This window comes from Aeromonas sp. s1(2024) (assembly GCF_040908005.1).
GTDB lineage: Bacteria > Pseudomonadota > Gammaproteobacteria > Enterobacterales > Aeromonadaceae > Aeromonas > Aeromonas caviae.
The window spans coordinates 23,617-38,582 of record NZ_JBFOCW010000088.1 but is presented as its reverse complement, the minus strand read 5'-3'; the positions used below and the strand labels follow the sequence as shown (position 1 = coordinate 38,582).

The 14,966-nt window shown below is 62.5% G+C and carries 14 protein-coding genes; 7 read left to right on the top strand and 7 right to left on the bottom strand.

Annotated features, from left to right (window positions below; genetic code table 11):
* Nucleotides 1–30: 30 nt before the first annotated feature.
* Nucleotides 31–858 (bottom strand): oxacillin-hydrolyzing class D beta-lactamase OXA-2, encoded by an 828-nt coding sequence (locus tag AB5Y70_RS20755; protein ID WP_001007673.1) that lies wholly within the window; start codon nucleotides 856–858, stop codon nucleotides 31–33.
* Nucleotides 859–1,015: 157 nt separating this feature from the next.
* Here AB5Y70_RS20755 and intI1 point away from each other — a divergent pair, with 157 nt between their 5' ends.
* Nucleotides 1,016–2,029 carry a class 1 integron integrase IntI1 gene (gene intI1 / locus AB5Y70_RS20750; RefSeq protein ID WP_000845048.1) on the top strand — a complete coding sequence of 338 codons (1,014 nt, stop codon included), beginning with the start codon at nucleotides 1,016–1,018 and terminating at the stop codon, nucleotides 2,027–2,029.
* 534 nt (nucleotides 2,030–2,563) lie between these two features.
* Nucleotides 2,564–3,886 (top strand): YjiH family protein, encoded by a 1,323-nt coding sequence (locus AB5Y70_RS20745; protein WP_043152684.1) that lies wholly within the window; start codon nucleotides 2,564–2,566, stop codon nucleotides 3,884–3,886.
* Between the two features lie 57 nt (nucleotides 3,887–3,943).
* Here AB5Y70_RS20745 and AB5Y70_RS20740 read toward each other — a convergent pair whose 3' ends face one another.
* The gene (locus tag AB5Y70_RS20740; RefSeq protein WP_043152681.1) at nucleotides 3,944–4,825 is read right to left on the bottom strand and encodes a pirin family protein; all 882 of its coding nucleotides are present in this window, start codon (nucleotides 4,823–4,825) and stop codon (nucleotides 3,944–3,946) included.
* A 118-nt stretch (nucleotides 4,826–4,943) separates the two neighbouring features.
* On the opposite strand from AB5Y70_RS20740, the gene AB5Y70_RS20735 reads away from it, so the two are divergent.
* On the top strand, nucleotides 4,944–5,870 hold the full coding sequence (locus tag AB5Y70_RS20735) for a LysR family transcriptional regulator (protein ID WP_010674710.1): 927 nt from the start codon (nucleotides 4,944–4,946) through the stop codon (nucleotides 5,868–5,870).
* A gap of 111 nt (nucleotides 5,871–5,981) precedes the next feature.
* Here the strand turns inward: AB5Y70_RS20735 and AB5Y70_RS20730 are convergent, their stop codons facing one another.
* From AB5Y70_RS20730 to AB5Y70_RS20715, 4 genes are all read right to left on the bottom strand, one after another.
* The gene (locus AB5Y70_RS20730; RefSeq protein ID WP_005301028.1) at nucleotides 5,982–6,311 is read right to left on the bottom strand and encodes a YbaB/EbfC family nucleoid-associated protein; all 330 of its coding nucleotides are present in this window, start codon (nucleotides 6,309–6,311) and stop codon (nucleotides 5,982–5,984) included.
* Between the two features lie 124 nt (nucleotides 6,312–6,435).
* Nucleotides 6,436–8,913 carry a DNA polymerase III subunit gamma/tau gene (dnaX, locus tag AB5Y70_RS20725; RefSeq protein ID WP_010674708.1) on the bottom strand — a complete coding sequence of 826 codons (2,478 nt, stop codon included), beginning with the start codon at nucleotides 8,911–8,913 and terminating at the stop codon, nucleotides 6,436–6,438.
* Between the two features lie 177 nt (nucleotides 8,914–9,090).
* Nucleotides 9,091–9,636: an adenine phosphoribosyltransferase gene (apt, locus tag AB5Y70_RS20720; protein WP_010674707.1), complete on the bottom strand. Its 546-nt coding sequence runs from the start codon at nucleotides 9,634–9,636 to the stop codon at nucleotides 9,091–9,093.
* Nucleotides 9,637–9,768: 132 nt separating this feature from the next.
* Nucleotides 9,769–10,146, bottom strand: coding sequence for a YbaN family protein (locus AB5Y70_RS20715; RefSeq protein WP_010674706.1), 378 nt, complete (start codon nucleotides 10,144–10,146; stop codon nucleotides 9,769–9,771).
* A gap of 176 nt (nucleotides 10,147–10,322) precedes the next feature.
* Here AB5Y70_RS20715 and dusC point away from each other — a divergent pair, with 176 nt between their 5' ends.
* From dusC to AB5Y70_RS20695, 4 genes are all read left to right on the top strand, one after another.
* Nucleotides 10,323–11,267 (top strand): tRNA dihydrouridine(16) synthase DusC, encoded by a 945-nt coding sequence (gene dusC / locus AB5Y70_RS20710; RefSeq protein ID WP_029314520.1) that lies wholly within the window; start codon nucleotides 10,323–10,325, stop codon nucleotides 11,265–11,267.
* A gap of 56 nt (nucleotides 11,268–11,323) precedes the next feature.
* Nucleotides 11,324–12,151, top strand: a complete 828-nt coding sequence (locus tag AB5Y70_RS20705) for an AraC family transcriptional regulator (RefSeq protein ID WP_010674704.1) — start codon at nucleotides 11,324–11,326, stop codon at nucleotides 12,149–12,151.
* Nucleotides 12,152–12,225: 74 nt separating this feature from the next.
* A complete protein-coding gene (locus AB5Y70_RS20700) occupies nucleotides 12,226–13,191 on the top strand; it encodes a DMT family transporter (protein WP_010674703.1) in 966 nt (321 codons plus the stop codon).
* Nucleotides 13,192–13,272: 81 nt separating this feature from the next.
* The gene (locus tag AB5Y70_RS20695) at nucleotides 13,273–13,641 is read left to right on the top strand and encodes a TraR/DksA C4-type zinc finger protein (protein WP_029314519.1); all 369 of its coding nucleotides are present in this window, start codon (nucleotides 13,273–13,275) and stop codon (nucleotides 13,639–13,641) included.
* A 158-nt stretch (nucleotides 13,642–13,799) separates the two neighbouring features.
* Here AB5Y70_RS20695 and rnd read toward each other — a convergent pair whose 3' ends face one another.
* Nucleotides 13,800–14,912, bottom strand: a complete 1,113-nt coding sequence (gene rnd / locus AB5Y70_RS20690) for a ribonuclease D (protein ID WP_029314517.1) — start codon at nucleotides 14,910–14,912, stop codon at nucleotides 13,800–13,802.
* Between the last annotated feature and the right edge of the window lie 54 nt (nucleotides 14,913–14,966).

Here is a 14,966-nt window from a genome sequence, read left to right as displayed (position 1 = left end):
TAACGTTGAAGTAACCGGCGCTGCGCGGTTTTATCGCGCAGCGTCCGAGTTGACTGCCGGGTTGGGCGGTAACGCTTCAATAGAGCGAAGGATTGCCCGCACGATTGCCTCCCTCTTGAAAAGATCATCCATTCTGTTTGGCGTATCAATATTCAGTGCGAAGAATACGGAGCCAGTCGGCCACTCAACCCATCCTACCCACCAACCCATACGGCCTTCCCAGCCCGTCTTTGCACGCAGTATCCAGTTGCGACCGGCTTCCACAATCATGAGATCCTTGACCAAGCGCTGATGTTCTACCCGAAAGGGCAGCTCGTTACGATAGAGCTTCCTGAGAAATGCAATTTGCTCCTGCGCCGAGATTGCAAGGCTGCCTTCTATCCAGTAATCGCCATTACTTGTCGAAGGATCGGCGTTGCCATAGTCGATTTTCTTCAAATAGCGCCGAGCTTTGTCATCACCAATTTCCTTTGCAAATAGCTCATACACCCAAACAGTAGAATTCCGCATTGCTGATCGCAAATCTTGGTCTTGATTGTGGCCTGCAAAGCCCCTGTTAACGCCGTCCCATCGAAAAATCTGGAACTCATCACGAACAGCGCCTGCATCAAGTGCAAAAAGTGTATGAGGTATCTTGAATGTCGATGCAGGCGAGTAGCGTTTCTTCGATCGCACAGGATCAAAAACCAACATGGCACGATCCGCTTGGCGTTCGTCTGCCACAACTATCGTGCCTTTGGCTTGAAATTCGCTGAAAAACTTCCTCCAGTCAGAACGTTCTAGCGTGCCTTCTTGCGCATGCGCGAAAGTGGCAAGAGAAAAAATGGAGAAAAGTATCGCGAAGATTCGGATTGCCATTAACTTTTCCTTAATGCCCAACTTTGTTTTAGGGCGACTGCCCTGCTGCGTAACATCGTTGCTGCTCCATAACATCAAACATCGACCCACGGCGTAACGCGCTTGCTGCTTGGATGCCCGAGGCATAGACTGTACAAAAAAACAGTCATAACAAGCCATGAAAACCGCCACTGCGCCGTTACCACCGCTGCGTTCGGTCAAGGTTCTGGACCAGTTGCGTGAGCGCATACGCTACTTGCATTACAGTTTACGAACCGAACAGGCTTATGTCCACTGGGTTCGTGCCTTCATCCGTTTCCACGGTGTGCGTCACCCGGCAACCTTGGGCAGCAGCGAAGTCGAGGCATTTCTGTCCTGGCTGGCGAACGAGCGCAAGGTTTCGGTCTCCACGCATCGTCAGGCATTGGCGGCCTTGCTGTTCTTCTACGGCAAGGTGCTGTGCACGGATCTGCCCTGGCTTCAGGAGATCGGAAGACCTCGGCCGTCGCGGCGCTTGCCGGTGGTGCTGACCCCGGATGAAGTGGTTCGCATCCTCGGTTTTCTGGAAGGCGAGCATCGTTTGTTCGCCCAGCTTCTGTATGGAACGGGCATGCGGATCAGTGAGGGTTTGCAACTGCGGGTCAAGGATCTGGATTTCGATCACGGCACGATCATCGTGCGGGAGGGCAAGGGCTCCAAGGATCGGGCCTTGATGTTACCCGAGAGCTTGGCACCCAGCCTGCGCGAGCAGCTGTCGCGTGCACGGGCATGGTGGCTGAAGGACCAGGCCGAGGGCCGCAGCGGCGTTGCGCTTCCCGACGCCCTTGAGCGGAAGTATCCGCGCGCCGGGCATTCCTGGCCGTGGTTCTGGGTTTTTGCGCAGCACACGCATTCGACCGATCCACGGAGCGGTGTCGTGCGTCGCCATCACATGTATGACCAGACCTTTCAGCGCGCCTTCAAACGTGCCGTAGAACAAGCAGGCATCACGAAGCCCGCCACACCGCACACCCTCCGCCACTCGTTCGCGACGGCCTTGCTCCGCAGCGGTTACGACATTCGAACCGTGCAGGATCTGCTCGGCCATTCCGACGTCTCTACGACGATGATTTACACGCATGTGCTGAAAGTTGGCGGTGCCGGAGTGCGCTCACCGCTTGATGCGCTGCCGCCCCTCACTAGTGAGAGGTAGGGCAGCGCAAGTCAATCCTGGCGGATTCACTACCCCTGCGCGAAGGCCATCGGTGCCGCATCGAACGGCCGGTTGCGGAAAGTCCTCCCTGCGTCCGCTGATGGCCGGCAGCAGCCCGTCGTTGCCTGATGGATCCAACCCCTCCGCTGCTATAGTGCAGTCGGCTTCTGACGTTCAGTGCAGCCGTCTTCTGAAAACGACAGAACAAAGGGTTTATGATTTATTCATAAATAGTCATGAATATAGGCTCATGAATGAATATGACCAGAAAGGGTAAATAGCCGCTCATGTTTTTCCTGGCGCTGGTCGCTTACCTCCCTGTTTTGCCTCTTGATGCCTCACCACCCACTCGCCATCCCGGCCCCTCTTTCCCCCCGAGATCACGCTTTTCAGTCTTGGGGTCATCTGCATCCACACCGATTCATATGTTGCATTTTGGTGACTTTGGTGTTTCCATTTTGAGCGCCGGACGATATTGTATATACAAATAATCCCCTCAACGGAATTGAACCATGCGGATCACAAGGAGAGAAAATGGAACCTGAACACACGCTCACTGCACCGGCAGGATCAGGGGCCGGCATCAAGCTGCTGCTGGCCAGCCTGCTTGGCATCGCCATCTTTTTCGTGCCCTTCGAGCTTGGCGGGCGCAGCACCATAGTGGTGGATCACCTGGCCGGCTTTCTGATTGCCCAGCGCCCCCTTGCCCTGACCCTCATTCTCTTGCTCATCGCCTATGGCGCCATCACCCCCTTGCTGGATGGCCGCTGGCGCGCCCGTCCCATCGACAGGGTATTGAGCCTGTTCAAGCTGCTCGGGCTGGCCCTGGCCATTTTGTATGTCACAGACTGGGGCCCTGCCTGGTTGATGACCCCGGATCGCCTCCCCTTCCTGTTCGATAAACTGGCCATGTCTGTGGGTCTCATCGTGCCTATCGGCGCCATGGCCCTGACCTTCCTGCTCGGTTTCGGCCTGCTGGAATTCATCGGGGTGCTGATGCAACCCGTGATGCGCCCCCTGTGGCGCACGCCGGGTCACTCCGCCATCGATGCCGTCGCCTCTTTCGTCGGCAGCTACTCGGTGGGCCTGCTCATCACCAACCGGGTCTTCCTCGCGGGCAAGTACACGGTGCGAGAAGCCGTCATCATCGCCACCGGCTTCTCCACCGTCTCGGCCGCCTTCATGATCATCGTGGCCAAGACCCTCAACCTGATGGGACACTGGAACTTCTACTTCTGGTCCACCCTGGTGATCACTTTCGTCATCACCGCCATCCTGGCGCGCGTTCCTCCCATCAGCCGTCTGGCTCACCATGGGGAGACCGACGAGCCGCTACCGGATGGCATGAGCCGCTGGCAGGCGGCCCTCACCTGCGGCCTGACCCAGTCCCACCAGGCCGATCCCCTGTTGCGGCAATTGAAGGACAACCTCAGGGACGGTCTTCACATGGCCGCAGCCGTGGTGCCCACCATACTGTCCGTCGGTCTGCTGGGCCTGCTGCTGGCAAAGCACACTCCCCTGTTCGATCTGCTGGGCTGGCTGCTCTGGCCACTGACCTGGCTGCTGGATCTCGGCGAGCCGCTCGCCACCGCCAAGGCCCTCTCTGCCGGTCTGGCCGAGATGTTCCTGCCCGCCATCCTGCTCAAGGATGCCGACCTGCTGGTGCGCTATGTCGCGGCCGTGGTTTCGGTCAGCTCGGTGCTCTTCTTCTCTGCCTCCATCCCCTGCATCCTGGCCACCCGGATCCCGGTGAGCGTGGGACAGCTGGTGGTGATCTGGCTGCTGCGCACCCTGCTTGGCATCCTGCTGGCCGCCTTGTGCGGCAGGCTGGCGCTGGCCCTCGGCTGGCTCGGTTGACCAGGGCCCATAAAAAAACAAAGCGCCATCAGGCGCTTTGTTTTTATCGGGATTGTCTCAGGGGGCGATGACGGCGAACCGGCCGCTGTTGAAATCATCTATCGCCTGATGGATCTCTGCCTCGCTGTTCATGACAAAGGGCCCATAACCCACGATGGGTTCATCGATGGGCTCGCCACTCAACAGCAACAAGCTGGCCTCGCCCTCCGCCTCCAGCATGAACTCCTCCCCGTTGGGATCGAGCAGCACCAGTTGTGCTTCGCCCGCGCGCTCCTGACCGTTGATAATGAGAGAGCCCTTGAGTACCACCAAGGCACTGTTCCATCCCGCTACCGCCGGCAGCACCACGCTGGCCCCGCCCTTGAGCCGCAAATCCCAGATGTTCATGGGCGAGAAGGTGCGGGCTGGCCCCTCTACCTCGCCTTGTTGCAACCCGGCATCGTTCCCGGCGATGATGCGTACCCGCACATCGCCCTCCTTGAGGCTCAGTTGCGGGATGGTGTCGCTGGTGATGCCCTGATAACCGGGCGTCGACATCTTGTGTTTGGCGGGCAGGTTGACCCACAGCTGCACCATATCGAGGGTGCCACCACGACGGGTAAACCCCTGGGAGTGGAATTCGTCGTGCATGATGCCGGCGGCGGCCGTCATCCACTGCACGTCTCCCGGACCGATGATCCCCCCCTGGCCGGTCGAGTCGCGATGGGCAACCTCCCCTTCATAGACGATGGTGACCGTCTCGAAGCCACGGTGCGGGTGTTCCCCCACGCCCCTGGCATGATCGGCGGGCTCGAAATGTGCCGGGCCAGCCCTGTCCAGCAGCAGGAAGGGGCTCAAGGCGCGGCCATGGGTCTGATACGAGAACAGCGAGCGAACCGGGAATCCGTCGCCGACCCAGTGTTGTCGAGGGGCGCTGTAAATACCGATGACTCTTTTCATGATGCTCTCCTGGGTGATCGTCACGGGATGTGTCGTTGCTCGCATTGTGAGTCTGGAACGCTGCGTCCGGTAGACGTAAAATTTGCCATCAGCGTCCTATTTTGTGAACGATAACCCCATGCAACAGGATCTCAACGACCTCTATTTCTATGTCCAGGTGGTGGATCACGGGGGCTTTGCCCAGGCCGGCAGGGCCCTCGGCATGCCCAAATCCAGGCTCAGCCGCCGCATCGCCATGCTGGAGGAACGACTCGGGGTGCGTCTTATCCAGCGTTCCACCCGCAGCTTCACCGTCACCGAACTCGGGCAGGCTTATTACACCCGTTGCCGGGCCATGCTGGTGGAAGCCGATGCGGCGCAGGATCTCATCGCCGCGACCCAGAGCGAGCCTTGCGGTCTGGTGCGCATCGCCTGCCCCATCGATCTGCTCCACGCCCACGTCGGGAGGATGCTGGTCTCTTTCGCCCTGGCCCATCCCAGCGTCAAGGTGCAGCTCGTCGGGGTCAACCGGGCGGTGGATCTGGTCGCGGAGGGGTTGGACATGGCGCTCAGGGTGCGGCCACTGCCCCTGGAGGACAGCGATCTCGCCATGCGGGTGCTGGGTTATGCAACCCAGTGTCTGGTGGCAAGCCCGGCCCTTGTCGCGTCACTCGGCATGCCCCGGGCCCCCGCAGATCTGCTGTCATGGCCGAGCCTCGGTCATGGCGCCAGCCTGGAAGGCCATCACTGGACCCTGCTGGGCCCCGATGGGGCCCGAGTCAAACAGCACCACAGCCCCCGCTTTGCCACCACCGACATGCAGACATTGCGTCAGGGGGCGATCGACGGGCTCGGGGTCGTGCAACTGCCCACCATGATGATGAATGAGCCCCTGGCCGATGGCCGGCTGGTGCGTCTGCTCCCCGATTGGGCACCGCGCCAGGAGGTGATCCACGCGGTCTTCCCCTCACGCCGCGGTCTGCTGCCTGCCATCCGCGCCCTCATCGATCATCTGGTCGAGGGCTTCTCCCCCCTGGGGCAGGCAAGTACGCCGCCCCCGCCATGATCTGTGCATGGCCGTTCCCGGGTGTGCTGACATGCAAAAGGCCAGAGCTTGGCTCTGGCCTTTTCATTTTTCCCCTTCCCAGAGGAGGGGAAACGGATACGGGCAGTATCCTCAGAAGGGCATCTTGAAGCCCGGGGGCAGTTGCATGCCGCCGGTCAGCTCGCCCATCTTGGCCTTGTTCTGCTCTTCCACGCGGCGCACGGCGTCATTGACGGCGGCGGCGACCAGATCTTCCAGCATCTCCTTGTCATCTTCCATCAGGCTGGGATCGATCTCGATACGACGCACGCTGTGGCTGCCGGCCATGGTCACCTTGACCATGCCTGCGCCCGCCTCGCCGACCACTTCCATCTGGGCCAGCTGCTCTTGCATCTTCTGCATGCGCTCTTGCATCTGTTGGGCCTGTTTCATCAGGTTACCCATTCCACCTTTACCAAACATAGATCGTCTCTCGTCTTGAAATCCGGCATCCAGCGCCGGGCTGTGGGTTCATCTGCCCTAAATGGGGGCAGCCAAAGGTCTTTTCAACCGGGGACAAACCCCGGCACGGTTTTTTCACCGCAATTCAGCGACTCAGGGGTTCGATGCTCTCGGGATGAAGCACGGCGCCGAAACGCTGCTGCAAGAATTGTACGTTGGGATCCGCCGCCAGATCCCGGCTCACCTGTTCACGCACCCCGAGATAGAGACGGTGCTCTATCTCGAGCGGCGTCTCCCGCGCGGGATCCGAGCCCAGGGTCACATCGATGTGAACCGGGCCGCCCAGCTCGGGACTGATGATCTCGGCCAGATCGGCGCGGGCCTTGTCGCTCACCAGATGGCGCTGCTCGGGTTTGAGCAGCAGGGAGACCCGATTGCCTTCCCGGGTCATCACCGCGTTGATGGCCAGTTGACGCAGCCGACCCCCCACCCCGGTGCGGGCGATGAGCTCGGCCCAGGCGTCCCCGCAATTGCCCAGCAAGGACGAGGGGATCAGACGGGCGACCTCCCCCTCCTCCTCGGGCTGGGCGTCGCTCTCCAGGGCATCCCAGTCGATGGTCTCCATCAATGCAATGGCGGGCTGAGGCTCGCTCGCGGCCACTGGAGGCGCGGCAGGCACCATAGCGGCAACAGCAGGTGCCGCCGCATCCGCGCTGCCGACGTCAGCGCCCAGATCCCAGGGCGGCAGATCCTCCTGCGAAGGAGGATCCATGGTGGCGGGAGCTGGCTGGGCGGAAGTCACTGCCCGCGTGGGCAACGGGGCACTGGCAAACCCCTCGTCAAACCCCTGACTCAGATACTCTTCGTAGTCACTGGCCCCCTCTTCATAGGCATCCAGAGGGGGCAGGTCGTCATACCCCGTTTGCATGGCAGATCCCTGCCCCGGCATCTCGGGCCGCGCCGCTGGTTGCACCTCGGCCTGGGGCGAAGTCGCGACGGCAGGCATCGGGGCCGGTTTGGTCGCGGCCACCGGTTTGACGGGAGTGACCCGGGCAGGCGCGGCGTTTGCACTCTGCTCGCCACGCAGGCGGCTTCGCAGCAAATTGCGCTTGCCAAGCAGGCTCTGCATGCTGGAGGTCGAAGAGATAGTGACGTCTTCCCCTTGGACCTCAACCTGCTGCATCTGCCCGGCGTCATCCGCCGCCAACGGCGCAGAGGCAGGCTCTGCAGGCGGACTGGCGGGCACCACGGCCTCGTAACCCATCCGTTCGGCCTCGCGCAGCAGCTCATCCTGCTCGGCAAAGAGCGGATCCAGCACTGCACCCTCCTCCGCCTTGGGTGCGGGGGCGACATGCTCGGCCTCAAGGACCGATGCTGGCGCGGCGGGAGCCTGTGGTGCTGCGCTGGCAGCCGGGGCCGACTCAGCCCCCTGGGGCTTTCCCGGCAGGAGCGGCGCGCTTTCCCTCGCTGCCGCCATCACGCCGGAGTGCCCTGTCATGAGAGGTTGGGCCGCCAGGTTGGCGGGATGGACCACCTCGCGCCGGGGAGAGAAGGCCAGCATCCGCAGACAGGTCATCTCCAGTGCGGTGCGCCCGTCAGGGGCCCAGGGCAGATCCTTGCGCCCCCCCAGCACGATTTGATAGCAGAGCTGCACCTCTTCCGGGCTCATGGCTCCGGCAAGCTGCAGCAAGGCATCGGCATCCGCCCCCTGCTCCTGCACGCTCGCAGGGAGCAGTTGCGCCATGGCCACCCGGTGGAGCAAGGCTTCCAGCTCGGCGTGAAGCTGATCGAAATCCGGCCCCAGGGTCGCAATCTCGGTGATCTTGGCCATGGTGGCCGGGGCATCCTGGCGCAGCACCGCCTCCAGCAACTGGTGCAGGTGGTGATGATCGAGGGTCCCCAGCATGGTGAGCACGCTCTCCAGGCGCACGCTGCCGTTGCCGTGGGCCAACGCCTGATCGGTGAGGCTCAGGGCATCGCGCATGCTGCCGTCGGCCGCCTTGGCCAGGGCCAGCAGGGCGCGAGGCTCGAAGGGTTGTCCCTCCTGATCCAGCACCCATTCGAGCTGCCTGGCGATCTGGGTCTGATCCAGGCTCTTGAGATGAAACTGCAGGCAGCGCGAGAGGATGGTGATGGGGAGCTTCTGCGGATCCGTGGTGGCCAGCAGGAATTTCACATAGGGGGGCGGCTCTTCCAGGGTTTTGAGCAGCGCATTGAAGCTGTGGCGCGACAGCATGTGCACTTCATCGATGAGGTACACCTTGAAACGACCACGGGCCGGACGGTACTGCACGTTGTCGAGTAGTTCGCGGGTGTCTTCCACCTTGGTGCGAGACGCCGCATCGATTTCCAGCAGATCGACGAAATTGCCCTGATCGATCTCGCGGCAGGTATCGCACACACCGCACGGATGGCTGCTGATCCCCTGCTCGCAGTTGAGGCTCTTGGCCAGAATGCGGGCGATGGTGGTCTTACCCACCCCGCGGGTCCCGCTCAGCAGGTAGGCATGGTGAAGCCGTCCCTGATCCAGGGCATTGGTCAGGGCAGTCAGCACATGTTGCTGGCCGACCACTTGTTCAAACGTATGGGGGCGCCATTTGCGCGCCAAAACCTGATAGCTCATAGATCTCGATGCTGGGAAACGAGGCATTGAGGCTGGATGCTAACACAAATGGAGGGCTGGCTGTATGGGGGATGCGCCGCCTTGGGAGGGATCGCTTGAATTTCAAACCGGTGCCCGTTCAGGCACCGGTTTGCGGCAGAAAGCAGGGTGACGAGGCCTGCCGCGCGAAGGGGCGATTTACGCCCCCGCGAGTTCCACCAGAGAGACCACCTTGACGCCGGCGGCGGTCAGGCGGGCATCACCGCCCAGGGACGGCAGGGAGATGATGAAGGCGGCATCCGCTACCTCACCGCCGGCGCGGCGGATGAGCTTGACGGTGGCATCGACGGTGCCGCCGGTGGCCAGCAGATCGTCCACCACCAGCACCTTGTCACCGGGCACGATGGCATCGGTGTGCAGTTGCAGGGTGTCGGTGCCGTACTCCAGGGCGTAGGACTCCTCGATGACGGCGCGGGGCAGCTTGCCCGGCTTGCGCACCGGCACGAACCCCAGCCCCATGGCGTAGGCAACCGGGGCGCCGAAGATGAAGCCACGGGCCTCGGTGCCGACAATCTTGGTGATGCCTTGATCACGGTAATGATCGGCCAGCAGATCGATGGTGGCCTTGAAGGCCTCGGCATTCTCGATCAGGCTGGTGATGTCGCGAAACAGAATGCCCGGCTTCGGATAGTCGGGAATGGTCTTGATGCTCGCTTCGATAAACTTCAGGGTTTCCGGATTCATTATTTGACCGCTTATTTTTTGAGCCCTGCCATGGCGGCGCACGGGGTCTCCGCCTGGGGGCAGTAAAAAGGCCCGTCACGCAAAAATGACGAGCCAACTCCATAGCATTATTGCCGCGATAGCTTAGGGATTTCACTTCTTCATTGCAACCGGCTCCAGCACCGGCAGACGCATCAACCAGGTGAGCAGGATCACCATTATGACAACCAGCAGCCACCTCACCCAGGGCAACGGCACCACCAGCAGCGATACCGAGAACGAGATCAGGATGAAGATGATGGCGCGGCATCTGGCGTGGCGGCGAATGCCGCGATACTGCTGCCAGTCGAGGATGGGGGGGCCAAACCAGGGATGCGCCAGCAACCAGCCATGAAAGCGGGGGGAGGAGCGCGCAAACAGCGCCGCCGCCAGCAACATGAAGGGGGTTGTCGGCAGCAGGGGCAGGACTATCCCGACTATCCCGGTGGCGAAGGCAAGCCAGCCCAGGGCCATCAGACACCAGCGTTTCATGGGTACTCCTCTAGTGTTTCTCTGCCTTTAGCCTAACAGAGTTGGCCCGGAAGCTGACAGCCTGGCCCAGTCTGCGGCCGTCGATGGGGGCCATCGAGTGGGCAGACGGCTGACAATCCCGGCCATTGCCACTACAATCTGCGCTCTTTTTTCTCCCCTTGTCTTCGGAAGCAGCTATGCGCGTTATTTTGGCCCCCATGCAGGGGGTGCTGGATCACCTGATGCGGGAGGTCCTCACCTCCGTCAATGATTACGACCTCTGCGTCAGTGAATTCATCCGGGTGGTCGATCAACTGCTGCCCGCCAAGGTCTTCCATCGCATCTGCCCCGAGCTGAAACAGGATGGCAAGACCCGTGCAGGGACCCCGGTACGGGTGCAACTGCTGGGACAACATCCGGAGTGGCTGGCAGAAAATGCCATACGGGCCATCGAGCTCGGCTCTCCCGGGGTCGATCTCAACTTCGGCTGCCCTGCCCCCACGGTCAACAAGAGCAAGGGGGGCGCCGTGCTGCTCAAGGAACCCGAGACCGTCTATCGCATCGTCAAGGCGGTGCGGGAGGCCGTGCCTGCCCACCTGCCGGTGAGCGCCAAGATCCGCCTGGGATACGATGACAAGGATCTCTATCTGGACAACGCCCAGGCCGTCTATCAGGGGGGGGCCAACGAGCTGGCGGTGCATGCCCGCACCAAGCGCGAAGGCTACAAGGCGCCGGCCCACTGGGAGTACGTGGACGCCATCCGCCGCGCCCTGCCCATCCCCATCACCGCCAACGGCGAGATCTGGAACCATGCCGATGCCCTGACCTGTGCCCGGGTGTCCGGTTGCGATGCCCTCATGGTGGGCCGGGGCGCCATCTCCCTGCCCAACCTGGCCAACGTGATGAAGACGGGGTGTGCCCACATGAGCTGGGCCGAGGTACTGCAATTGATGGTGACCTACACCGAGCAGGATCTGGCGAGCGACAAGGCCGACTACTACCCGAGCCGCATCAAGCAGTGGTTCTCCTACATAGTGCGGGAATACCCCCAGGCCGACGAGCTGTTTCGCCGCATCCGCACCATCAAGACCGCAGAGGAGATCCGCTCCGCCCTCGAGCGCGAGTGCGCCTCACAGGCCTAGACTTGGCCGCCACCCCGCAGCGCCCTATGATGAAGGCTCATTGACAGGAGGTCAGGATGCAAGGAGTGCCGGTCAACTTTACCCATCAGCACGACAGGGCCGATTTTCGCGCCCTGCCGGGGCAGCCTGCGACCGAGCTCTATCGCGCCCACATCCAGCACCACATCTTCGATCCCCATAGTCACGAGGGGTTTGGCCTCGGTGTCATCGAGTGCGGTGCCGAGCGCTTTCGCTATCGCGGCAGCCAGCTCCTGGCCGGTCCCGGCAGCCTGGTGCTGATGAACCCCGATGAGCTGCACACGGGCGAGTCAGCCTGCGAGCAAGGGTGGCGCTATCGCATGCTCTACCTGCCCGCCGATCGGCTCGAGGCCATCAGCGGCGAGCGCGACTGGTATTTCACCGATGCCGTGCGAAGCGATCCGCGCACTGCCCCCGTCCTGCAGGCGGCCCTGGATGCCCTCTGGCACTGTGACAGCGAGCTCGCCGCCGACGGCCTGCTGCTAAGGGTGTGCGAGACCCTACGCCCCCATGCCCGGGCCCTGGCGGCCCCGCGCGAAGCGGCCCACCCTCTGGGCCGCGCCATCGACTATATGCAGGCCTGTTTCGCCCGCCCCATTACCCTGGCCGAGCTGGCCGGTTCGGTGAACCTCAGCCCCTACCACTTCCAGCGCAGCTTCAAGGCCCGCTTTCACGTCACCCCCCAGCAGATGCTGATGGCCATCCGTCTGCAGCGCGCCAAGGGGTGGCTGGCTGCCGGCCTGCCCGCGGCCGAGGTGGCCGCCGCCTGTGGTCTGGCCGATCAGTCCCACCTCAACCGTGCCTTCCTGCGCCGCTATGGCACCACCCCGGTCCGCTACCAGAAACAGGTGCAGGCTGGCCGCTAAAGCGCAATCTGGTTCAATACGCCCCCCTTCCCCCCTGCTAGGCTGGCCTCCTTCTTCTTTACCGGATATGAAACATGTTGATCGGAGTCCTGTTTGCCCTGCTGGCCGGCCTGATGTGGGGGCTCATCTTCGTCGCCCCCCTCTTAGTGGACGGCTATCCCCCCGCCCTGCTCGCGAGCGGCCGCTACCTCGCCTTCGGCCTCATCGTACTGCCGCTCGCCTGGCAGGCCCGCAAACACTTGGCGGCCCTCTCGGCCAGCGACTGGCGAGAGGCCCTCGCCCTCACTCTGGTGGGGAACCTCCTCTACTACTTCTGCCTGTCGGGGGCCATCTTGCGCATCGGCTCGCCCCTGGCGGCCATGTTTATCGGCACCCTGCCGGTGGTGACGGCCCTGGCCGCCAACCGCCTCTATGGCGCACGGGACGGTCGCCTCTCCCGCACCCGGCTCTACCCGTCCCTGGTGCTGATGGGGGCCGGCCTCTGTCTGGTCAACAGCGCCGAGCTCACCTGGCACACCGAGGCGCGCACCGAACAACTGCTTGGGCTCGCCCTGGCGGTGGGCGCCGTGCTGTGCTGGACCTGGTATCCCCTGCGCAACGCCCGCTGGCTGCGCGAGCACCCGGGCCGCAGTCCGGCCGTCTGGGCCACCGCCCAGGGGCTGGTGACCCTGCCGGTGGCGCTCATTGCCTATCTCGGCAGCCTCGGCCATCTTGCCCTGAGCGCACCGGACTTTCCCCTGCCCTTCGGGCCGACGCCCCTGCGCTTCGTGCTGCTGATGGGGGCAGTGGGGCTCCTCTGCTCCTGGCTCGGCACCCTGTGCTGGAACGAAGCGAGCCAGCGCCTGCCGACCGTGCTGGTCGGGCCGCTCATCGTGTTCGAGACTCTGGCGGGGCTCTTTTACGCCTTTATGCTGCGCGGGATCATGCCCCCCATGAGTACCCTGGTGGGTGTCGTCTGTCTGGTGGCGGGAGTGCTCTACGTCATCACCGGCAAGCCGCAGCACCTGCCGGAAAAACCCGTCAAAGCACGGTTAACTTGATTCATGTCATCTTGATAAACCGCGGGTTTCCCTATACTGGCCGAGTTTTATCACTCGTTTTTGGGGGCTGCTGTGTGTGAAGTGACGCAAGCCCGGTTGGCCGAATGGCATCAGCGCCTTCTGACCGACTGGGCGCAAACAAGAGAGGAGCTGATCCGTCAGCTCAAGGCCTGTCGACAAGATGACTGGGCACAGAAGGTGGAGCGCTGCGAGCGAGATCAACTGGTTGATCTGACCAGCCGTCTCGATCTGCCCGGGGTGGAACACAACGTGGCACGCCTCAAGCGGCTCGACGCGGCGCTCTGCCAGATGGATCTGGGGCTCTATGGCTTCTGCTCCGATTGTGAGGAGCCGCTGCTCCCTGAACAGCTGGAACAGGATCCGACCCTGCAACGCTGCCCGCGCTGCGAGGCCCGCTACCGCAAGGGATTCCACGCTCACGAACTCTGATGGGGGCACCCTTTGTGCCCGCCATTTTCCTCCTCCACCCCTTCTCGCTTCCCATCATGACCAACCCCCTGGTGCGACGATCCCGGCAACCCCTGGGGGCAGCCGCACAGGCATGAAAAAGGGGAGTCATGGACTCCCCTTCTCGTACTGCGTACTCGTCACTGGGCCAGCAGGTGGCCTACCAGCTCATGACGCCACCCTTGCAGCAGCATGGGCTTGTCCGCCCTGGCCCGTTCCTCGGCACTCATGCGCCAGCTCCAGGTGAAGTACTGGTGGATGATCTTCTTGCTCGCCACCAGCTCCGGTGGAATGTTGCTGGCCTTGGCCTTCTCCTCCACCATGGCCTTGATGCGCTTGAGCTCGGCCTTGTACTGGGGGAAGTCCACCAGACGGCGGATGGGATCGGGCCAGCTCGCAGGGTCGCTCTGCTGGGCGGCGGCGACGATGTCCAGCATCCGCTTGCCGTGGATCTTGATCTCGATGGGCGAGAGGCCCAGCTCGTTGAGATCCCGAAGGGAAGCGGCACGACGCTCCGCCACCTTGAACAGGTGCAGCTCTTTCACCACGAAGTTGAGGGCGAGATCCCGGCGTACCGCTTCCTGCTGGCGCCAGGCGGCCAGCTCGCGCAGGATGGCCAGCTCGCGGCGACCCAGTTGCCAGGCGTTGACTATCTCGAGGTAGGCCTGACGGGGATCGCTGCCCTGGGTCTTGCGGGCGGAGTGGTTCTGGCACTCCTGCTCGAACCAGGGGAACTTGCCGCTCTCGCGCAGTCTGGCCATCACCTTCTCGTAGAGGGGCATGAGGTAGAAGACATCCGCCGCGGCATATTCCAGCTGACGAGGGGTAAGGGGGCGCGCCAGCCAGTCGGTACGGGCCTGATCCTTCTCAAGCTCGACCCCGAGGAATTCGTTGACCAGGGCGCCAAACCCCACCGACACGCCATGGCCCAGGAAGGCTGCCGCCAGCTGGGTATCGTGCATCTGGTTGGGCAGGTGACCCGCCTGATGCTGGATGAGCTCCAGATCCTCACCGGAGGCGTGCAGGATGGCAATCTGTCCGGCCCGACCGAGGCGCTGCCACAAACCGGAGAGATCCAGGGTCAGGGGATCGAGCAGGGCAAGCTGCTTGCCATCGTAGATCTGGAACAGACCGAGCTGGGGATAGTAGGTACGGGTGCGAACGAATTCGGTATCGATGGCCAGGGGAACGTCGGCCAGAGAAGCGAGATACTGATCCAGTTCGGCTTGCTGTGAAATGAGTTGATATTGCATCGTTGCCTGCACGTTGGTCGGATCCAGAAAGAAAAAACCGTGGATGTCCCACGG